Origin of the sequence: Pediococcus pentosaceus (genome assembly GCF_001437285.1) — a bacterium.
In the GTDB taxonomy this organism is placed as follows: Bacteria; Bacillota; Bacilli; order Lactobacillales; family Lactobacillaceae; genus Pediococcus; species Pediococcus pentosaceus.
On the sequence record NZ_JQBF01000001.1, the window covers coordinates 296,142 to 312,223 of the forward strand.

At 36.3% G+C, this 16,082-nt stretch carries 15 protein-coding genes and 1 riboswitch; of the genes, 12 read left to right on the top strand and 3 right to left on the bottom strand.

Annotated features, from left to right (window positions below; all coding sequences use genetic code 11):
* The first annotated feature begins 73 nt into the window (after positions 1-73).
* Positions 74-1,261 (top strand): CDP-glycerol glycerophosphotransferase family protein, encoded by a 1,188-nt coding sequence (locus IV86_RS01375; RefSeq protein ID WP_002832973.1) that lies wholly within the window; start codon positions 74-76, stop codon positions 1,259-1,261.
* A gap of 52 nt (positions 1,262-1,313) precedes the next feature.
* Here IV86_RS01375 and IV86_RS01380 read toward each other — a convergent pair whose 3' ends face one another.
* Both IV86_RS01380 and IV86_RS01385 read right to left on the bottom strand, forming a co-directional pair.
* A complete protein-coding gene (locus tag IV86_RS01380) occupies positions 1,314-2,078 on the bottom strand; it encodes a DUF4811 domain-containing protein (protein WP_002832974.1) in 765 nt (254 codons plus the stop codon).
* Positions 2,078-3,556, bottom strand: a complete 1,479-nt coding sequence (locus IV86_RS01385) for an MDR family MFS transporter (RefSeq protein WP_011673746.1) — start codon at positions 3,554-3,556, stop codon at positions 2,078-2,080. Before IV86_RS01385 ends, IV86_RS01380 begins: the two co-directional genes overlap by 1 nt.
* A gap of 148 nt (positions 3,557-3,704) precedes the next feature.
* Between IV86_RS01385 and IV86_RS01390 the strand changes: the two genes are divergently transcribed.
* The 9 genes from IV86_RS01390 (at position 3,705) to IV86_RS01430 (ending at position 11,234) form a co-directional block, all read left to right on the top strand.
* Positions 3,705-4,163 (top strand): MerR family transcriptional regulator, encoded by a 459-nt coding sequence (locus IV86_RS01390; protein WP_023440739.1) that lies wholly within the window; start codon positions 3,705-3,707, stop codon positions 4,161-4,163.
* Positions 4,164-4,219: 56 nt separating this feature from the next.
* A riboswitch (FMN riboswitch) is annotated at positions 4,220-4,344 on the top strand.
* A gap of 115 nt (positions 4,345-4,459) precedes the next feature.
* A complete protein-coding gene (locus IV86_RS01395) occupies positions 4,460-5,044 on the top strand; it encodes an ECF transporter S component (protein ID WP_229564428.1) in 585 nt (194 codons plus the stop codon).
* Between the two features lie 43 nt (positions 5,045-5,087).
* A complete protein-coding gene (locus IV86_RS01400) occupies positions 5,088-5,606 on the top strand; it encodes a biotin transporter BioY (protein WP_056979307.1) in 519 nt (172 codons plus the stop codon).
* A 279-nt stretch (positions 5,607-5,885) separates the two neighbouring features.
* Positions 5,886-6,035, top strand: coding sequence for a teichoic acid D-Ala incorporation-associated protein DltX (locus IV86_RS01405; RefSeq protein WP_011673743.1), 150 nt, complete (start codon positions 5,886-5,888; stop codon positions 6,033-6,035).
* Positions 6,036-6,054: 19 nt separating this feature from the next.
* On the top strand, positions 6,055-7,581 hold the full coding sequence (dltA, locus tag IV86_RS01410) for a D-alanine--poly(phosphoribitol) ligase subunit DltA (RefSeq protein WP_002832980.1): 1,527 nt from the start codon (positions 6,055-6,057) through the stop codon (positions 7,579-7,581).
* Positions 7,581-8,774 carry a D-alanyl-lipoteichoic acid biosynthesis protein DltB gene (dltB, locus tag IV86_RS01415; RefSeq protein WP_002832981.1) on the top strand — a complete coding sequence of 398 codons (1,194 nt, stop codon included), beginning with the start codon at positions 7,581-7,583 and terminating at the stop codon, positions 8,772-8,774. Before dltA ends, dltB begins: the two co-directional genes overlap by 1 nt.
* 22 nt (positions 8,775-8,796) lie before the next feature.
* The gene (gene dltC / locus IV86_RS01420; protein ID WP_002832982.1) at positions 8,797-9,030 is read left to right on the top strand and encodes a D-alanine--poly(phosphoribitol) ligase subunit DltC; all 234 of its coding nucleotides are present in this window, start codon (positions 8,797-8,799) and stop codon (positions 9,028-9,030) included.
* A 2-nt stretch (positions 9,031-9,032) separates the two neighbouring features.
* Entirely contained in the window at positions 9,033-10,319 is a 1,287-nt protein-coding gene (gene dltD / locus IV86_RS01425; RefSeq protein ID WP_002832984.1) for a D-alanyl-lipoteichoic acid biosynthesis protein DltD, read from the top strand.
* Between the two features lie 84 nt (positions 10,320-10,403).
* Complete coding sequence (locus IV86_RS01430; RefSeq protein WP_002832985.1) at positions 10,404-11,234, top strand: YitT family protein; 831 nt, start codon at positions 10,404-10,406, stop codon at positions 11,232-11,234.
* 97 nt (positions 11,235-11,331) lie between these two features.
* Here IV86_RS01430 and IV86_RS01435 read toward each other — a convergent pair whose 3' ends face one another.
* Entirely contained in the window at positions 11,332-13,197 is a 1,866-nt protein-coding gene (locus IV86_RS01435) for an FAD/NAD(P)-binding protein (protein WP_056979308.1), read from the bottom strand.
* 430 nt (positions 13,198-13,627) lie between these two features.
* Here IV86_RS01435 and IV86_RS01440 point away from each other — a divergent pair, with 430 nt between their 5' ends.
* Positions 13,628-15,268 carry a peptide ABC transporter substrate-binding protein gene (locus IV86_RS01440; RefSeq protein ID WP_056979309.1) on the top strand — a complete coding sequence of 547 codons (1,641 nt, stop codon included), beginning with the start codon at positions 13,628-13,630 and terminating at the stop codon, positions 15,266-15,268.
* Positions 15,269-15,384: 116 nt separating this feature from the next.
* Positions 15,385-16,017: an HAD family hydrolase gene (locus IV86_RS01445; RefSeq protein ID WP_002832988.1), complete on the top strand. Its 633-nt coding sequence runs from the start codon at positions 15,385-15,387 to the stop codon at positions 16,015-16,017.
* The last annotated feature ends 65 nt before the right edge of the window (positions 16,018-16,082 follow it).

A 16,082-nucleotide genomic window follows, 5' to 3' on the forward strand; every position in this document is an offset into this window, starting at 1 on the left:
TTTTATGCTAACTGAAATCATAAAAATATAATATACTAAATTGAACAACTAAGATTGAGAAAGATGGAGTATTATGTACTTAATTAATTTTTTGAGAAAAGTAAAACGCCGATTTTTAGTTTATTTATTTAACATAAATTACAAACCTTACTCACAGCCTACCATCATCTTTGAAAGCTTTGGTGGACGTCAAATCAGCGATTCTCCGTTAGCTATTTATAAAGAGTTGAAAAAAACTCATCCTGAATATTGTTTGATTTGGGTTGTAAATAAGGGATTAGCAACCCAGGCAGAGAAGAACGGATATGATTATGTAATACGTGGCTCTTTCAAATGGGTTCGAACAATCGAAAAAGCCCAAGTTTGGGTTGAAAATGCTCGTTTACCGCAGTGGGTGCAGAAACCCGATCACATAAAATTAATTCAAACGTGGCACGGGACACCTTTGAAAAAACTCGGATTAGATATTAAAAATGTTGTGATGCCTGGGACGAACACGGAACGTTATCATCAAAATTTTGTTAGGGAAGCCAATCGTTGGGATGTATTAATTAGTCCAAATACATACTCGACTAATATTTTTCGACGAGCTTTTGGTTATCAGAACAAAATTGTAGAAATCGGTTACCCACGGAATGATAAATTGGCTAATCCCACAAAAGAAGAAATTAAATTATTAAAACAAAAATTAGGAATTCCTTTAAATAAAAAGGTTATTATGTATGCTCCAACATATCGAGATAATCAATTTTTTCAAAAGGGTAAATATTCATTTGAATTACCTTTTAGTTTAAAAGAATTCCAAGAACGATTTGGAAAAGATGCAGTGCTTTTACTTAGAATGCATTATTTAATAGCGAATTCAATGGATATTTCAGGATTTGAAAATTTTGCATACGATGTATCTAGTTATGCAGATATTTCTGAATTATACTTAGTATCGGATTTATTAATAACGGATTATTCGAGTGTCTTTTTCGATTATGCTTATCTTAAGCGGCCAATTTTGTTCTATCCTTATGATTATGAAATTTATAAAGATGAATTACGCGGTTTTTATTTAGACTATCAAAAAGATCTACCGGGGGAAATCGCCTACAATCCAATCGAGCTTTGGGATAAAATTGAATGCGGACTAGCTCAGTCTAATATGAGCATCGACCAACGCTTTAATACTTTTTATGATCGCTTCTGCAAGATTAATGCGGGAAATGCATCAAAGGAGATTGTTGAAGAAATTAGTAAATTTATTTCAAAGTAAAACAAAAAACACGTTGAACTTCAAAAGTTCAGCGTGTTTTTATTAGTTGTAATTATTTCTTAGCTTCTTCAATCATCTTCTGCATCATTTGAGCTTGATATTGAGCAGCATATTGTTTAGAAGCTTTAGCCGTTGTATCAGCCATTAGTTTCTTTTGATCACTAGCACTCATTGTAGGATTCTTCTTAAGTGCGGCAGCCATTGTTGACTTCACAGTAGCTGTGACCTTAGCTTTAACATACTTTTCAGCATCAGCTTTCATTTGAGCTTGATTCTTTTTAACGTTCTTTTGAAGCTTAGCGGCTTGTTCTGTTGATAAGGTAATCCAATTATTAGGAACGTAGAAAGTATTAACACGTTTTGAAACTTCACGGTTATTACCGGCAATTCCAAACCAGAACTTGTAAGTGTTGTTCTTATAAGTCCAACGGGTTGTAGATTTAACTAAACGAGCCGTACTCTTTTTAGTTGTTTTAACCTTGTTAGTAGTTTTATCAGTTTCAGTATGACTAGGTTTCTTTTGAGAAGTAGTCTTATTGTAGATATAAACTCGATCTTTATCAGCGGTACCGATACTCTTATAGAGTAACATGCTCATTTGTTTAGAAGGTGAGACTGAGTAGATTTCTTGGGTAGTTGTTTCAGTAATTTTATGCATCCCAAAATGTTCACGATCATTCATTACCATCAAAGCAACCGAAGCAATTACGACGATTGCAGAAATAACAGAACAAATAACACGGACAGCTGTTTTAGAGATAAGTGTCATCGAAAGGAACGTTGCGATGACTGCGATAATTAAAAGAAAGATAATCATTATTTATTACCTCCTGCTTGAGGTTGTACTTTGGCAGTGCTACCTGCTTTACGACTTACAAAGAATGCGATGATTAAACCAAGGGCACTAAAGCCAATGGCAATCCAGAATGTCGCATGGTAACCAGCAACGGTTGCGTCAAATGCTTGATCTTTGTAAGCGAGTGGTTGGGCTGAGAGAAGATGCTTACCAGGCATTTGGTTCTTGGTAACGTTGGTCAAGACACTAACCAAGATGGCTGTTCCAACAGAACTGGCTACTTGACGAAGAGTGTTATTAACCGCAGTACCATGACCCATCTTTTCAAATGGAAGAGAGTTCATACCAGCAGTTGTTACAGGCATCATTGCCATCGCAATTCCGGCCATTCGAACAGCATACAAGACAATGATATAAATCATTGGTGTAGTCTTGGTAATGAAAGCAAATGGAAGCGTTCCGGCAGTTAAGAGGAACATTCCAGTGATTGCTAGACGACGGGCACCAATTTTATCAAATAGGCGACCAGTAATAGGACTTAGGAATCCCATCATTAAAGCACCAGGTAATAGTGTTAAACCTGAATGGAAAGCTGATTCGCCACGTACAGTTTGAATGTAAAGTGGAAGTACCATTTCAGCCCCCACCATGGCAATCATTGAAACTGAACTTAAAGTAGCAGAAATTGAAAATTCTGGAATCTTTAGTACACGTAAATCAAGGAATGGTTTTTCTAATCTCAATTGGCGGATACCAAATAAAATAACAAAGATAACACCAACGATTAATGTAGTAATAACTACTGCGTCGCCCCAGCCTTTGTCTCCAACTTCGGAGAAACCAAAGAGTAAACTACCAAATCCAATTGTAGATAAAGCAGCTGAAATCCAATCTAGCTTCTTCTTGTCGGTTTCCAAAACGTCTTTCATAAATAATAGACCAGCGATTAGAACGATAAATACGATTGGAATAATCATTCCGAATAGGGTTCTCCAGTGATAGTTATCAATAATCCATCCAGAAAGAGTAGGACCAATTGCTGGAGCTACCCCAATAACTAATCCGGCAAGACCCATGGCTGAACCACGTTGGTTAGCTGGGAAAATTGTCAACATTAGAGTTTGGAGGAGTGGCATGGTAACACCAACTCCGAGAGCCTGGATTAAACGTCCGGCAAGTAAAACTTGGAACGTAGGAGCTGTGTAACATAGAATGGTTCCAATTAGGAAAACAGCCATAGCAGATAAATAAAGTCGTTTAGAAGGAACACGACTTGTTAACCAGGCACTAATGGGAATCATGATACCGTTAACCATCAGAAATCCAGTTGTCAACCATTGAACAGTAGAAGTACTGATATCAAAAGCATCCATTAATGTAGGAAATGCGGTGGTTAAAATTGTTTGGTTCAAAACGGTACAAAAAGTACCTATTAATAGCACAAGGATCAATAAGGATCTCTTATAGGGTTTACCATGTGCGTCAATTGCTTGTGGCATAAGCTTACAACCTCTTTTCAAAAACTTTTCTTTAATACTATAAGTTATCATAACATCTTTGTCAACTTGTTTGACAAAGATGTTAGAGAAGTTATAATTAGTTTAAAAGATGCAACAAGATATACAGCATTAATGAGGAGGAGCAAACATGGAAAACCCCGCGGGTCGCCTAGCAGTGGTAAAGAAAATAATTGATAGCGAAGCTATGTTACTTAGTATCGGTGATGTGGCCAATGCTGTCGATGTATCAACTAGACAATTACGTTATTGGGAGAAAAAAGGTTATATTAAGTCTAAAATTTCAAAAACAGGTCAACGAAAATATACCTATTTTACGATGATTCAAGCTGGTAATATTGCTAGCTATATTGAAGATGGTTTCACTTTAGCCAAAGCAGCTGAAAAAGCGCAAAGTAACGGACGCATTATGAAAGCGTTACGTCACTTTCTTAAAGAACGTTTTAGTGGTGGTCGTGAGATTCCTAATGGCTATGAATTTGACTTAGGTGAAATTAAGGGTTTACCAAAAGATCAACGTTTGTTTATCGAAGTGCTAGAAGATGGGGAAAGTTTTTTTCAAGTAAAAAAAGAAAGTACAAATGATTGACGAATAAGCTATTTGTACTATATATTTATTAATGAAATACTTACAAAAAAATAACGGTTCATCTTCAAGGGGCAGGGTGCGATTCCCGACCGGTGGTAAAGTCCATGAGCTGTCATTCGTGATGGCTGATTCGGTGAAATTCCGAAACCGATAGTTAAAGTCTAGATAAAGGAAGATTGAATTTATTTGCGCAGACTAACGTAATAATAAAACAGTCTAAACACCAATGCCCCAGTTGCATTGGTGTTTTTTGTGTAAATAAACCAAGAAGGTGCTCCTAAATCCAAGGAGGCAGTATGATGAGTGTTTCTAAAGTTAATAAGATGGTTGTAGTCGCTATGCTAGCAGCTATCTCGTTTGTTTTGATTTTCATTGATTTTCCAATTTTACCCGGATTTTCGTTCCTAAAGATTGATTTCGCGGATGTCCCAGTTTTAATTGGGACGGTATTATTTGGGCCAGTCTGGGGGATGGTGACAGCTGGTTTAGCCGGACTGATGGATATAATCCTTCGAGATAGTAATCCAGCAGGTGCATTGGGCGCATTTGCTAACTGGTTGGCAGCTTTGTCATATATCTTACCGATTTACTACGCAATTAAAGCGGTTCAAGGTAGCACGCATAAAAAAGAAGTGGGGGCCTTGATTAAGGGGGTCTTAATCGGTTCGGTTTTGATGACGGTATTTATGAGTGTGATAAATTTATTCATTCTATTGCCCTTATATATGAAGTTAGCAAGTTTCCAAATTAATGTTTCGACCTTAAATATGGTTCTTTATGGTGTAGTGCCTTTTAATTTGTTAAAAGGGATTATCGTTGGAATTGCAATTGGATTGGTATATTTTAGATTAATTCCGATTATCAGAAGAGCTTCAAATTAAAATGGTATAATATAACCTCATTAGTTTAGTGGGGTGAAATTTAATGCACATCGAAGTTCAAAGATTAACACGTATGGCATTGCTATTAGCTATAGTCATTGTTTTGGGACTAATTCCAGCGATTCCGATTGGTATAATTCCAGTACCGTTGACAGTTCAAAACATTGGAATTCTATTAATTGGGTTATTGTTATCGCCGTTTGAAGCATTTTTAACAACGGGAGTATTTTTATTGTTGGCGTTAATAGGACTACCCATTTTGACTGGACTTCGGGGTGGGATGGCCGTTTTTATCGGACCTACTGGAGGATATCTCCTAGGATATTGGATTGGGGCCGTTTTATTAGCTTGGTGGTCGAAGAAGCATCGCCATGAATGGTTCTTGCTATTTGCAAAAATTGCGATTGTAGCTGTCTTAATTATCGATTTGTTTGGTAGCATGGGCTTTGCTGTTAATATGCACATTCCACTAATCAGAGCTGTAGCACTCAATAGCCTTTTAATCCCAGGAGATATACTTAAAGCAATCTTGGTAGCAACGATTGCATACAAACTTAAATAACACATGAAAGCTAGAAATTATTTAGTACCGCTGGAGACAGCGATATTTCTAATTTTTAGCTTTTTTTAAACTTTTTTAAAATAAGTGTCGAAAATGCTGTATTGATGGGAACACTTCTTAAAAACCATATGAACTTTATGTGATAAATATGAATTTTTTTAGCCCGTTATATTACAGGAATTTTACAAAGAGCGAAAAAAATGGCATACTTTTACGTAACGCAATTAGATTTTTATAAATTCACTATCAAATTAGTGAAAATTAGCAGGGGGGATTGTGATGCTGAATTTTTTTAAAGATTTATGGCAACATGATTCAGTAAAATTTATTACGCGAACTGTTTTTTACTTTGCAGTTTTAGTCGTCTTGTTGTACTTGTACGATTACAGCGGAATGACTGGCGGAACATTTATCTATAACGAATTTTAAACGGGGGATTTAATTAATTATGGGGAAAGTAATTAACGTGATTGAGCAAATTGATTCAATCGCAGTTAAACATCCAGATTGGATTGCTTATGATTATCTAGGTACTAAGAACACATATGGAGAATTAAAAGCTTATTCAGATAGCTTAGCTTCATATATTTTAACGCAAGGGTTGGAAGAAGATGCGCCAATTATGGTTTATGGTGCTCAAACCTTTGATATGATTGCAACTTTTTTAGGGGTTGTAAAAAGTGGACACGCTTATGTCCCAATTGATCGCCACTCACCAGCAGAACGATTAACAATGATTAATGAAATTGCTAATCCTGGGATGTGTATCGCGGTTGAAGATTTGCCTGTAAATTTGGGTGATCTACCAGTTCTAGAAGGACAAGAATTAAACGATGCTTTTAATGCAAATAAAAATGTAACACCTAATAGTTTCGTCACTAAAGATGATAATTATTATATTATTTTCACGTCTGGGACAACTGGTAAGCCTAAGGGAGTACAAATCAGTCACAATAATCTTTTAAGTTTTGTGAATTGGGAAATTGGCAATCTAGGTTTACCTGAACGTCCAGTGACGTTATCACAGCCACCTTACTCATTTGACCTATCCGTAATGGATTTATATCCCACATTAGTTATGGGTGGAACAATCAAAGCGGTGCCCAAGCAAGTTACGGATGATTTCAAAAAATTATTTGAAATATTACCCACTTTGGGCTTAAATGTGTGGGTTTCAACACCATCCTTCATGGATATCTGTTTGTTGCAACCGACTTTTGATGCAGAACATCTACCAGCATTGAGCCGATTCTTGTTCTGTGGTGAAGAATTAACACACGCTACTGCGCAGGCTCTTAAACTACGTTTTCCAGATGCAAAAATCTTTAATACGTACGGGCCTACAGAAGCGACCGTCGCAGTTAGTGCAATCGAAATTACAGATGAGGTACTTAAACAATATGATCGTCTACCAATTGGATATTTAAAAGAAGATACTCTGGGATTTATCCTTGATGATAATGGAAGAATGGCCAATGCTGGTGCTGAAGGAGAATTAGTTCTATCAGGACCAAGTGTTTCCAAAGGTTATCTCAATAATCCGGAAAAAACGGACGAAGCCTTTTTTGAATATGAAGGTCAACGTGCCTATAAAACCGGTGATTTAGTTAAGATTGATGATACTGGAATGCTTTATTATCATGGACGGACTGATTTCCAAATTAAACTGCATGGTTACCGAATCGAACTTGAAGAGGTTAACCATTACTTAAATAACGATCCATTAATTCAGGCTGGAGTGGCAGTTCCTAAATATGGGAAAGACCAAAAGGTGGCTCAATTAGTGGCCTATGTTGTTCCTGAAAAAAATGAGTTCGATTCTCAAATTCAATTAACAGTTGCGATTAAAGATAGTTTGAAGGATAACATGATGGAATATGCTGTTCCAAATCGCTTTGTATTTGTTGAAAGTTTACCGCAAACGGCCAACGGAAAAATCGATATTAAATCTGTTATTGCTGAGGTTAATGCCTAATGCTTTCATTAACACCATATGAAAATCCAATGTATTTTGGCATGCTAGCTGTGGCATTTATTCCCATTGTTGTAGGAATCCTTTGGGGCAAGAGATTTCGTTGGTACGAACTATTAGTATCAATCGGATTCATTCTCTTATCCTTTGGAGGACCTAAGTGGGAGCAAGGCGTTGCACTAGTTGGATTTTTAATTTTTGAAGTGATTTTAGTTTCACTTTATAACGTATATCGTAAAAAGAAAAACGACACGTGGGTGTTCGTTATTGCGGTTCTTCTTGCGATATCACCACTAGTGGTCGTGAAATTAACGCCACTGATGTCGGGGACTCCATCAATTATTGGATTCTTGGGGATTAGTTACCTGACCTTTAAAGCTGTACAAACCGTTATGGAAATTCGCGATGGAGTGTTAAAGGATTACAATCCGTGGTTCTTTTTACAATTTATGGCCTTCTTCCCATCAATTTCATCCGGTCCTATTGATCGTTATCGTCGTTTTAGAAAAGATTATGAGAGCGTTCCGGACCGCGAAAAGTATTTAAATATGTTGGAAAAAGCCTTACATTACGTATTCTTAGGGTTTGTCTATAAATTTATGTTGGCATATCTCTTTGGGACAATTTTACTTCCAAAGGTACAGCATTTAGCTGTGCAATCGACTGGTCTGTCGTGGGGGCTGGTAGGAGTAATGTACGTATATAGTTTCTATCTTTTCTTTGATTTTGCTGGTTACAGTTTGTTCGCTGTAGCAACTAGTTATTTCATGGGAATTGAAACACCAATGAACTTCAATCAACCATTTAAATCTAAAAATATTAAAGAATTTTGGAATAGATGGCATATGACACTTTCATTTTGGTTTAGAGATTATGTATATATGCGATTAGTATTCTTTTTCATGAAGCATAAAATATTTAAGAATCCTAAAACAACTGCCAATATCACCTATGTCTTAAACATGTTATTAATGGGTTTTTGGCACGGTGAGAAATGGTATTACATTGTTTACGGTCTAATTCATGGGGTAGCCTTAGTTATTAATGACTGGTGGCTAAACTTGAAGAAAAAGAATCCGGATCGATTCCCACATAATAAATTTACTGAATACTTGGCGATTTTTATTACGTTTAACTTTGTTTGTTTCACGTTCCTCGTATTTTCAGGATTTTTAGACACATTATGGTTCCACTAAAAATAAAGGAGAATAATTAATTATGAATACAAAAGAAACAGTTTTAAACATTTTGGCAGATCTTACAGGTTCAGATGTAAGTAATAGTATGGATGAAAACCTTTTTGAAACAGGCTTGTTAGATTCAATGGGTACGGTGCAACTATTACTCCAACTCCAAACAGAATTGGGAATTATGGCCCCAGTTTCAGAATTTGAGCGCAGTGAATGGGATACACCAAATAAAATTATCGCTAAAGTAGAGGCAATGCAGTAATCGTGGGTAAAAAACTTTGGATGATATTTGGTCCATTGCTAGTCGCATCAGTTGTTTTGATTGGGCTTTTATTTTCCCCATTCAAAATAAACCGAATCAGTCCAACAATTGAGAAGCAAGCCGCGACATCATTGTCACCAAATATTTTAAAGGGCGATGCAGTTAAGCGAGCCGCCTTATCAGATCCATATTATGTACCATTTTTCGGATCGTCAGAATTTTCACGCTTTGATTTGACGCATCCCTCAGTTATGGCAGAAAAGTATAATTGGGATTTCCGTCCATTCTTAATGGGAGCAGCTGGGACGCAATCTTTAACCCATTATTTCCAGATGCAAGGAATCAATCACCAGCTTAAAAATGGGAAGGCCGTATTTGTGATTTCTCCTCAATGGTTTGTCAAAAAAGGGGCTAATCCTCAAGCATTTTCATTTTATTTCTCACAACTGCAAGCTGTTAACTTTTTACAAAAGCAGCATGGTACAAGAACTGATCGGTACGCTGCCCATCGCTTATTAAAGATGGAACAAAACACTGATAATGGAAATGGAATGATTAACAAAGCTCTTCGTCAAGTAGCACAAGGGCAAAAATTATCAGCAAGTACTCAACGAAATATTAGTTATTACAAACGTTTGTTAGCTCACGAAGATCAACTTTTCTCTAGTTTGAAACTGAAAGATGATAATCAAAAGAAAATTAATCGCCAGCTGCAAGCTCTACCAAATAGTGAATCGGGAGATTTAATTCGCCAAGCGATTATTAAACAGGCCAAGCAACAAACATCAAATAATGATTTTGGAATCAAAAATTCCTTCTACAGTCATCGACTGAAAGATAAATTGGGTAAGTTTAAAGGATTTGAAAGAAATTATGACTACACTAAGTCCCCAGAGTTCGCAGATTTCCAATTGGTTTTAAATCAATTTGCTGCTGATAAAACTGATGTATTATTTGTAATACCACCAATTAATCAAAAGTGGGCAAATTATGCTGGTCTATCACAATCGATGCTGAAAGGTTTCAATAAGAAGATTAAGTATCAATTAAAGAGTCAAGGATTTGACCACATTGCTGATTTATCTAATCAAGGTTCACAACCCTACTTTATGCAAGATACAATTCATTTGGGTTGGAATGGTTGGTACGCTTTCGATAAAAAGGTTAAGGCTTTCGTTGATGGCGAACAAGAAATCCCATCATACAAAATGAACAATCAGTTTTATGCCAAGTCGTGGCAAAATTTAGCTCCAGATGATTTAAATTCGTATATCAAGAATAACGGTTAAATTTTAGTTATAATAAAAGGAGGTTAAGTCTTAATTTGGCTTACCTCCTTTTTTTAGAAGGAAGTCAGTGAAACGGAGGAATGTATGAAAGAAAAAGGATTTAAGTTAATTATGCAATTTGCGGTAATGTTGGTTGCACTAGAGGTGCTAGCAATAAGTATCAATATGTTCTACGCTCCTCACAATGTTGCGGCTGGTGGAGCCACCGGTATCTCAATTCTTTTAGAAGATGCCCTAGGTTGGAATCGTGCTTTAATTGTATTTGTTATTAACATTGCCATGTTACTTGCGTCGTACTTTACTTTGGGAAAAGAAACTACTGCAAGAATTACAGTGGGTAGTTTACTATTACCGATCTGTATGGCAATTACTCCTAGTATTAGTTTAGTGTCAGATCGAACCTTAGCAGTTATTGTTGGTGGTGCTTTATACGCACTTGGAGTAGCGCTCTTATATCAAATCGATGCATCTAGTGGTGGGACAACGGTACCTCCACTAATTTTGAAGAAATACTTCAATTTTAAGCCATCTGTCAGCTTGTTGGTAATTGATACAATGGTTTGTGTGATGAATATCTTTAGTTCCGGAATTGAAGCATTTATTTTAGCTTTATTCTCATCGGTAATTACTTTATTAGTAATGAACTATATTGAGACAGGTATCGATCGTAAAAAAAGTGTCTATATTATGAGTAGTCACTTAGCCGAGGTTGAAGAAATTATCTCGGAGTCTCTCGATCAAAGCTATACTAGCTTAGATGTACAAGGTGGCTTTTCGGGGGATAACAAGCGCATGTTGATGCTTGTAGTAGAAAACTCAGAATATCACCGTATAATCGGTCGGATTCGTGAAATCGATCCCCAGGCATTTATTTTAACTACCAACGTTGCTGAAGTACATGGTGGACAATATTAATTTTTGAAATAAAAACAAGCGATAACAAAAGGTGGTCTGAATTTTAGATTCAACCAAACTTTTTATTATCGCTTGTTTTTTATACTTTTTAAATGAGTTATTTAGCAGATTTTACAATCCTAGCGGCAATCATATCAGCCATACGTAAGCGAACATCATTTACACCAGGAATTGGGGCACCATTAGTCAGCCAATGCCGTTTTTCAGTAGGAAGCCCCCACAAAAAGAAATTAGGCATGATTTTACCGTTGGGAGTAACTAGTTCAGCCGTTTCGGTAGTGACATCTAAAGCACCGGTCTTAAATAAAGTTCCGTCGCTCAAATACAAAGAGTAAATGCGAGCCATTTTATTAGCAAGCAAATTTTTAATTAAAGGATTTTGAGTTGTTTCAGCACTAGGCTGTGGTAACCGTCCTTCGATTAAAACATTCCCAGAATAACGTTGATGATCACTCAATACGGATGAATAAGTTACAAAATGGTCATCTTCATTTTCAACGACCATACCTGGACCGGTTAAAGTGAGCACACCTGCCTTAATTAGGGCTAAAATTTGCTCAATTCTGAACGCAGGCGGTCCCACCGCTAAAAAGCTATTTAATGCGTTAAAGTACTTTAAAATATATTTCACGTAATCATCGTCACTTAGTAATTCGTAGGTGACGATTTTACGAATGTTGGAACGTAATTCGCGTAATTTTTCAACAGCGCTCGTGAAAGGAGAAACTTTGTTACCTTCATTAGCAATATCAATATCTTGTTGGAGATAAGTTTTTATAAAAGTGGTAAAGGAAGCAGTGTCAGTAACACTGGTAGGAATTGGATTCTCCCAAGCTGACCAATCCACGCGATCTTTAGCGCTAATATTGTATTTATCTAGAATTTTTTTGAATCCATTAGAAGCCGTAGCCAATTCTTTTTCAAATTCAACGGAGTTAATATCAGGGTATAGTAACTTAGCTAAAGTAACGTAGTAAGTTAATTCGACGTCTAACGTAATACGCTTAATAAATTCTGATCCTGTAATTGATTGATTTTTAAGCACCAAGTTATTAACATACGCGTCTGATAGAAAATAACGTGGATAAGTCTCTCCAACTTTTTTCTGGTCTAAACCACGAGCATGGTAAGGAAGTCCTCGACGAGAGCTAGCGTAGATCGTTGGTTCATCGCCAGAACGTGTATAAATTAACGAACCCCGTTCATCACGCTGAAAAACACCACTACGACGTTCGGTTAGTTCGGACAGGTAATCAATAAAGCTTAAGCCTAGGCCGCGAATGATAACCTGATCAGTAGGCGCAATGTCATCAACATCAACTTCGGCGGGATAGCGAACGGGAACGTATTTTAAATGATGTGCTTCAGCAAATGCTTGAGCCTCTTTTTCTGCGTCACTTGGTTCATCCATCCCTTCGCCCAGAGCGGCTGAAATAGCATCTACTTGGTATGCTAACTCATCTGTAAGCAAGATGTACTTTTCATTGTCAAATTTGACGTTATGGATCAAATTTGAGTGAATTTCGATACTAAAATTACTAGGCATGCGTTTTTCAACATGTTGAAAGAACCATTGTTGATAAATACCAAATAGAGCCCGAGAGCTATAAGAGTATTTAGTTAAATGATCAATCTCTTCTAATAAAAGTTTTTGGCGCTTAAAATTATTATTTTCAATAAAATCTTTTCCAAGAGTTGTTGCCCATTCAAAAAGAGTTGGACCTAAATGAGGATTGCCTTCCATTTGAATTGAATCATCCGTAAATAAAGTTATTTTGGAAGCCAGAGAGTTCATTTTTAGTTCATGATTTTGGTTAGGGTTCCAAACTCGTCCACCTATTCCAAATGGGTCAAATATGAGTATTTTAACTTCATCTGCCCATTTGCGATCTAATGCCCAATAAACTAGACGTTCAAAGGCCATTAAATTACGTGGACCAGCCCCTATTAATGCTATTTTCATCGTGTTGTCCACCTCATTTATTAATTACAGCTATGATAGCACAATAATTAAATTTACCGTAGTTTCATAGTTGAAACGTTTACATGTAATTATACAACTATTTAGAAGTTAAGCCATTTGAATTGACAAAAAATAAGTGAATAGGGTATTCTAATAATTGAAAATAAAACAAGGAGTAATTCTATGCTATTTACGAATACTAAATCAGTAGTTGAAGCTTGCGCATGTTGTCTAAAAGACCACATGTCATTTGGCAGGCGTAAATAGCGGAATTATTCAACGAACCAATTGGGATTAGTTGAACCGGTTAATTACACTGCGGTGTAGTTAGCCGGTTTTTTGTTTGTTAAGGACGTGATGATATGGAATCTGAATGTAGCGATTGTAGGGTGTTTCCAAGTTGATGTGATTAAAATTAAAGGAGTAGAAAATGAAAAATAAAAAGTGGATCGGGTTTCTTTCGGTTATTTTAGTATCATTGGTGGTATTGGCGGGTTGTGGAGCTAAAAAAGGTGGCTATGCTGCTGAACAAACCATGAATTTAGCAGCTGATGCTCCCTTGGACACGCTGGATGTATCTAAAGCCAATGGTTATGGACAAACTGGAAATGTATTTGAAAGTCTATATCGCCTAGGGAAAAATGGTAAGACAACCCCAGGTTTGGCCAGCGAGGCTAAAGTTTCTAAAGATGGATTGACGTGGACTTTCAAGATTCGCAAAAATGCTAAATTTAGTGATGGTAGTAAAATTACAGCTCATGACTTTGTCTATTCATGGCAAAGAACGATTAATCCTAAGACTAAAGCTTTGTATGCTTACTTATTTGAAGGGATTAAAAATGCCGACCAAATTAATGCAGGTAAGATGGATCCCTCTAAGCTAGGGGTCGAGGCTAAAGATGATCAAACTTTCGTTGTACATTTGGATCAACCTATTCAATATTTTAAAGTTTTAATGAGTTATCCACTATTTTCACCAATTAGCCAAAAGGCTGTTGAAAAATATGGCGATAAATATGGAACAAAGGCGCAATATACGGTTTATTCAGGGCCTTTTAAAGTAAAAGGCTGGACAGGAACGAACGATACTTGGAGTTTCGTTAAAAATCCACAATATTGGGATAAAAAAGTTGTTAAATTGGATCAAATTAAATTTAGAGTGGTGGAAAACCCACAAACTAAGTTGAATTTATACCAATCCGGGAAGCTAGATTATACACAGCTTTCCAGTGAACAAGTTAAAAACTATAAAAATAATAAAGATTACACCACCTTTCCATATTCCATTACCACTTTCTTACAATATAATTTTAATGATGCAGATAAAACCAAACGTAAAGCCTTTAATAATGTAAATATTCGTAAGGCTATCGCCTATTCAATCAATCGGAAGCAGTTGATTGAAAAAATCATTGGGGATGCTTCAACACCAAGTAAGGGCCTCGTTCCCACGGATTTAGCTAATAATCCAAAAACGGGAAAGGACTTTGCTGATGACGCATATTTAGACGGTACCATCGAGTACAATCAAAAACAGGCCAAGCAGTACTGGGAAAAAGGGCTTCAAGAAATTGGAGTAAAGAATTTGAAACTTAATTTAACTTCAGATAATGAGGGGAACAGTAAAAATTATGCTGAATTTTATGCACAGTCCTTGGAAAAGACATTACCTGGATTACAAATTCACATTGTTAACGTGCCATCGCAAGTAGCATATTCGAGATCTCAAAGTGGAGAATTTGATATTTTAGTTGGACATTGGGGAGCTGACTTTAATGATCCAATTTCACATCTTCAAATTTTACAAAAAAATAGTGCATATAATTATGGCAAATGGGACAACACGGAATATAATAGCCTTGTGAAAAAAGCCCAAAATGAAGATGCTAATAATGCTGAGAAACGCTGGCAAGATATGATTAAGGCAGAACAAATTGTGATGAAAGAACAAGCTGTTTCACCACTTTATCAAACTGTATATTCATACTTGAAAAATCCTAAAGTAAAAAGCGTTATTCACAACACAGCGGGTACCCAATGGAACTACAAGTATGCTTATATAACAAATTAGTAACAAAAATGTTTTATTTTAAGGAGAAAGTCCCAAATGAGGATTTTCTTCTTTTTATATTGGGCAAGGGGGCGTAATATAGGTGGCAAATACTAATAAGATTTTTGGAGGATATTATGACTAAGTATAAAGTTGCTTTATTTGATTTAGATAACACCCTTTTAAAAACTGAAGATGCATCTGTGGCAGCATTAACATATGCTTTAAACCAAGATGGCGTAGAAGTCACCCCGCAAGCAATTGTTGAATTAATGGGTCTTCCAGGAATTGATATGGCACGCGAGTTAGGTTCATCGAATCCAGCCAAGACAATTGATATTTTTAACGAACGGATTAATCAAGAAGTTGATTTAATTAAGGAATATGATGGAATTGATGAAATGTTTGCTGGTTTAAGAGAATTAGGAATCGAATATGGAATTGTAACTTCTAAGCTTAGACGAGTTTTTGATGATGAAATGCGTAGTTTTCCTAAGATTAGAGCAATTGAAAAAGTCGTGCTTTCAGATGATACGAAAAAGCATAAACCTCATGCTGATCCAATTGAATTTGGTATGCAGAAGTATTTCCCTAAGCTAAATCGAGCGGATGTGATTTATGTAGGTGATTCGCTATTTGATATGCAATCAGCGCATGCCGCTGGAGTCGATTTTGCCAATGCTGGATGGGGAGCAATCCCAGCGAATGATTTCTCTGAAGCAGAATATATTTTAAAAACACCAACTGATTTATTAGAGATTGTTAAATAAAAAGAAGCTGTGAATCAAATGAAGGGGATTAAATCCTAGCATTTGTCACAGCTTCTTGGTTTAAT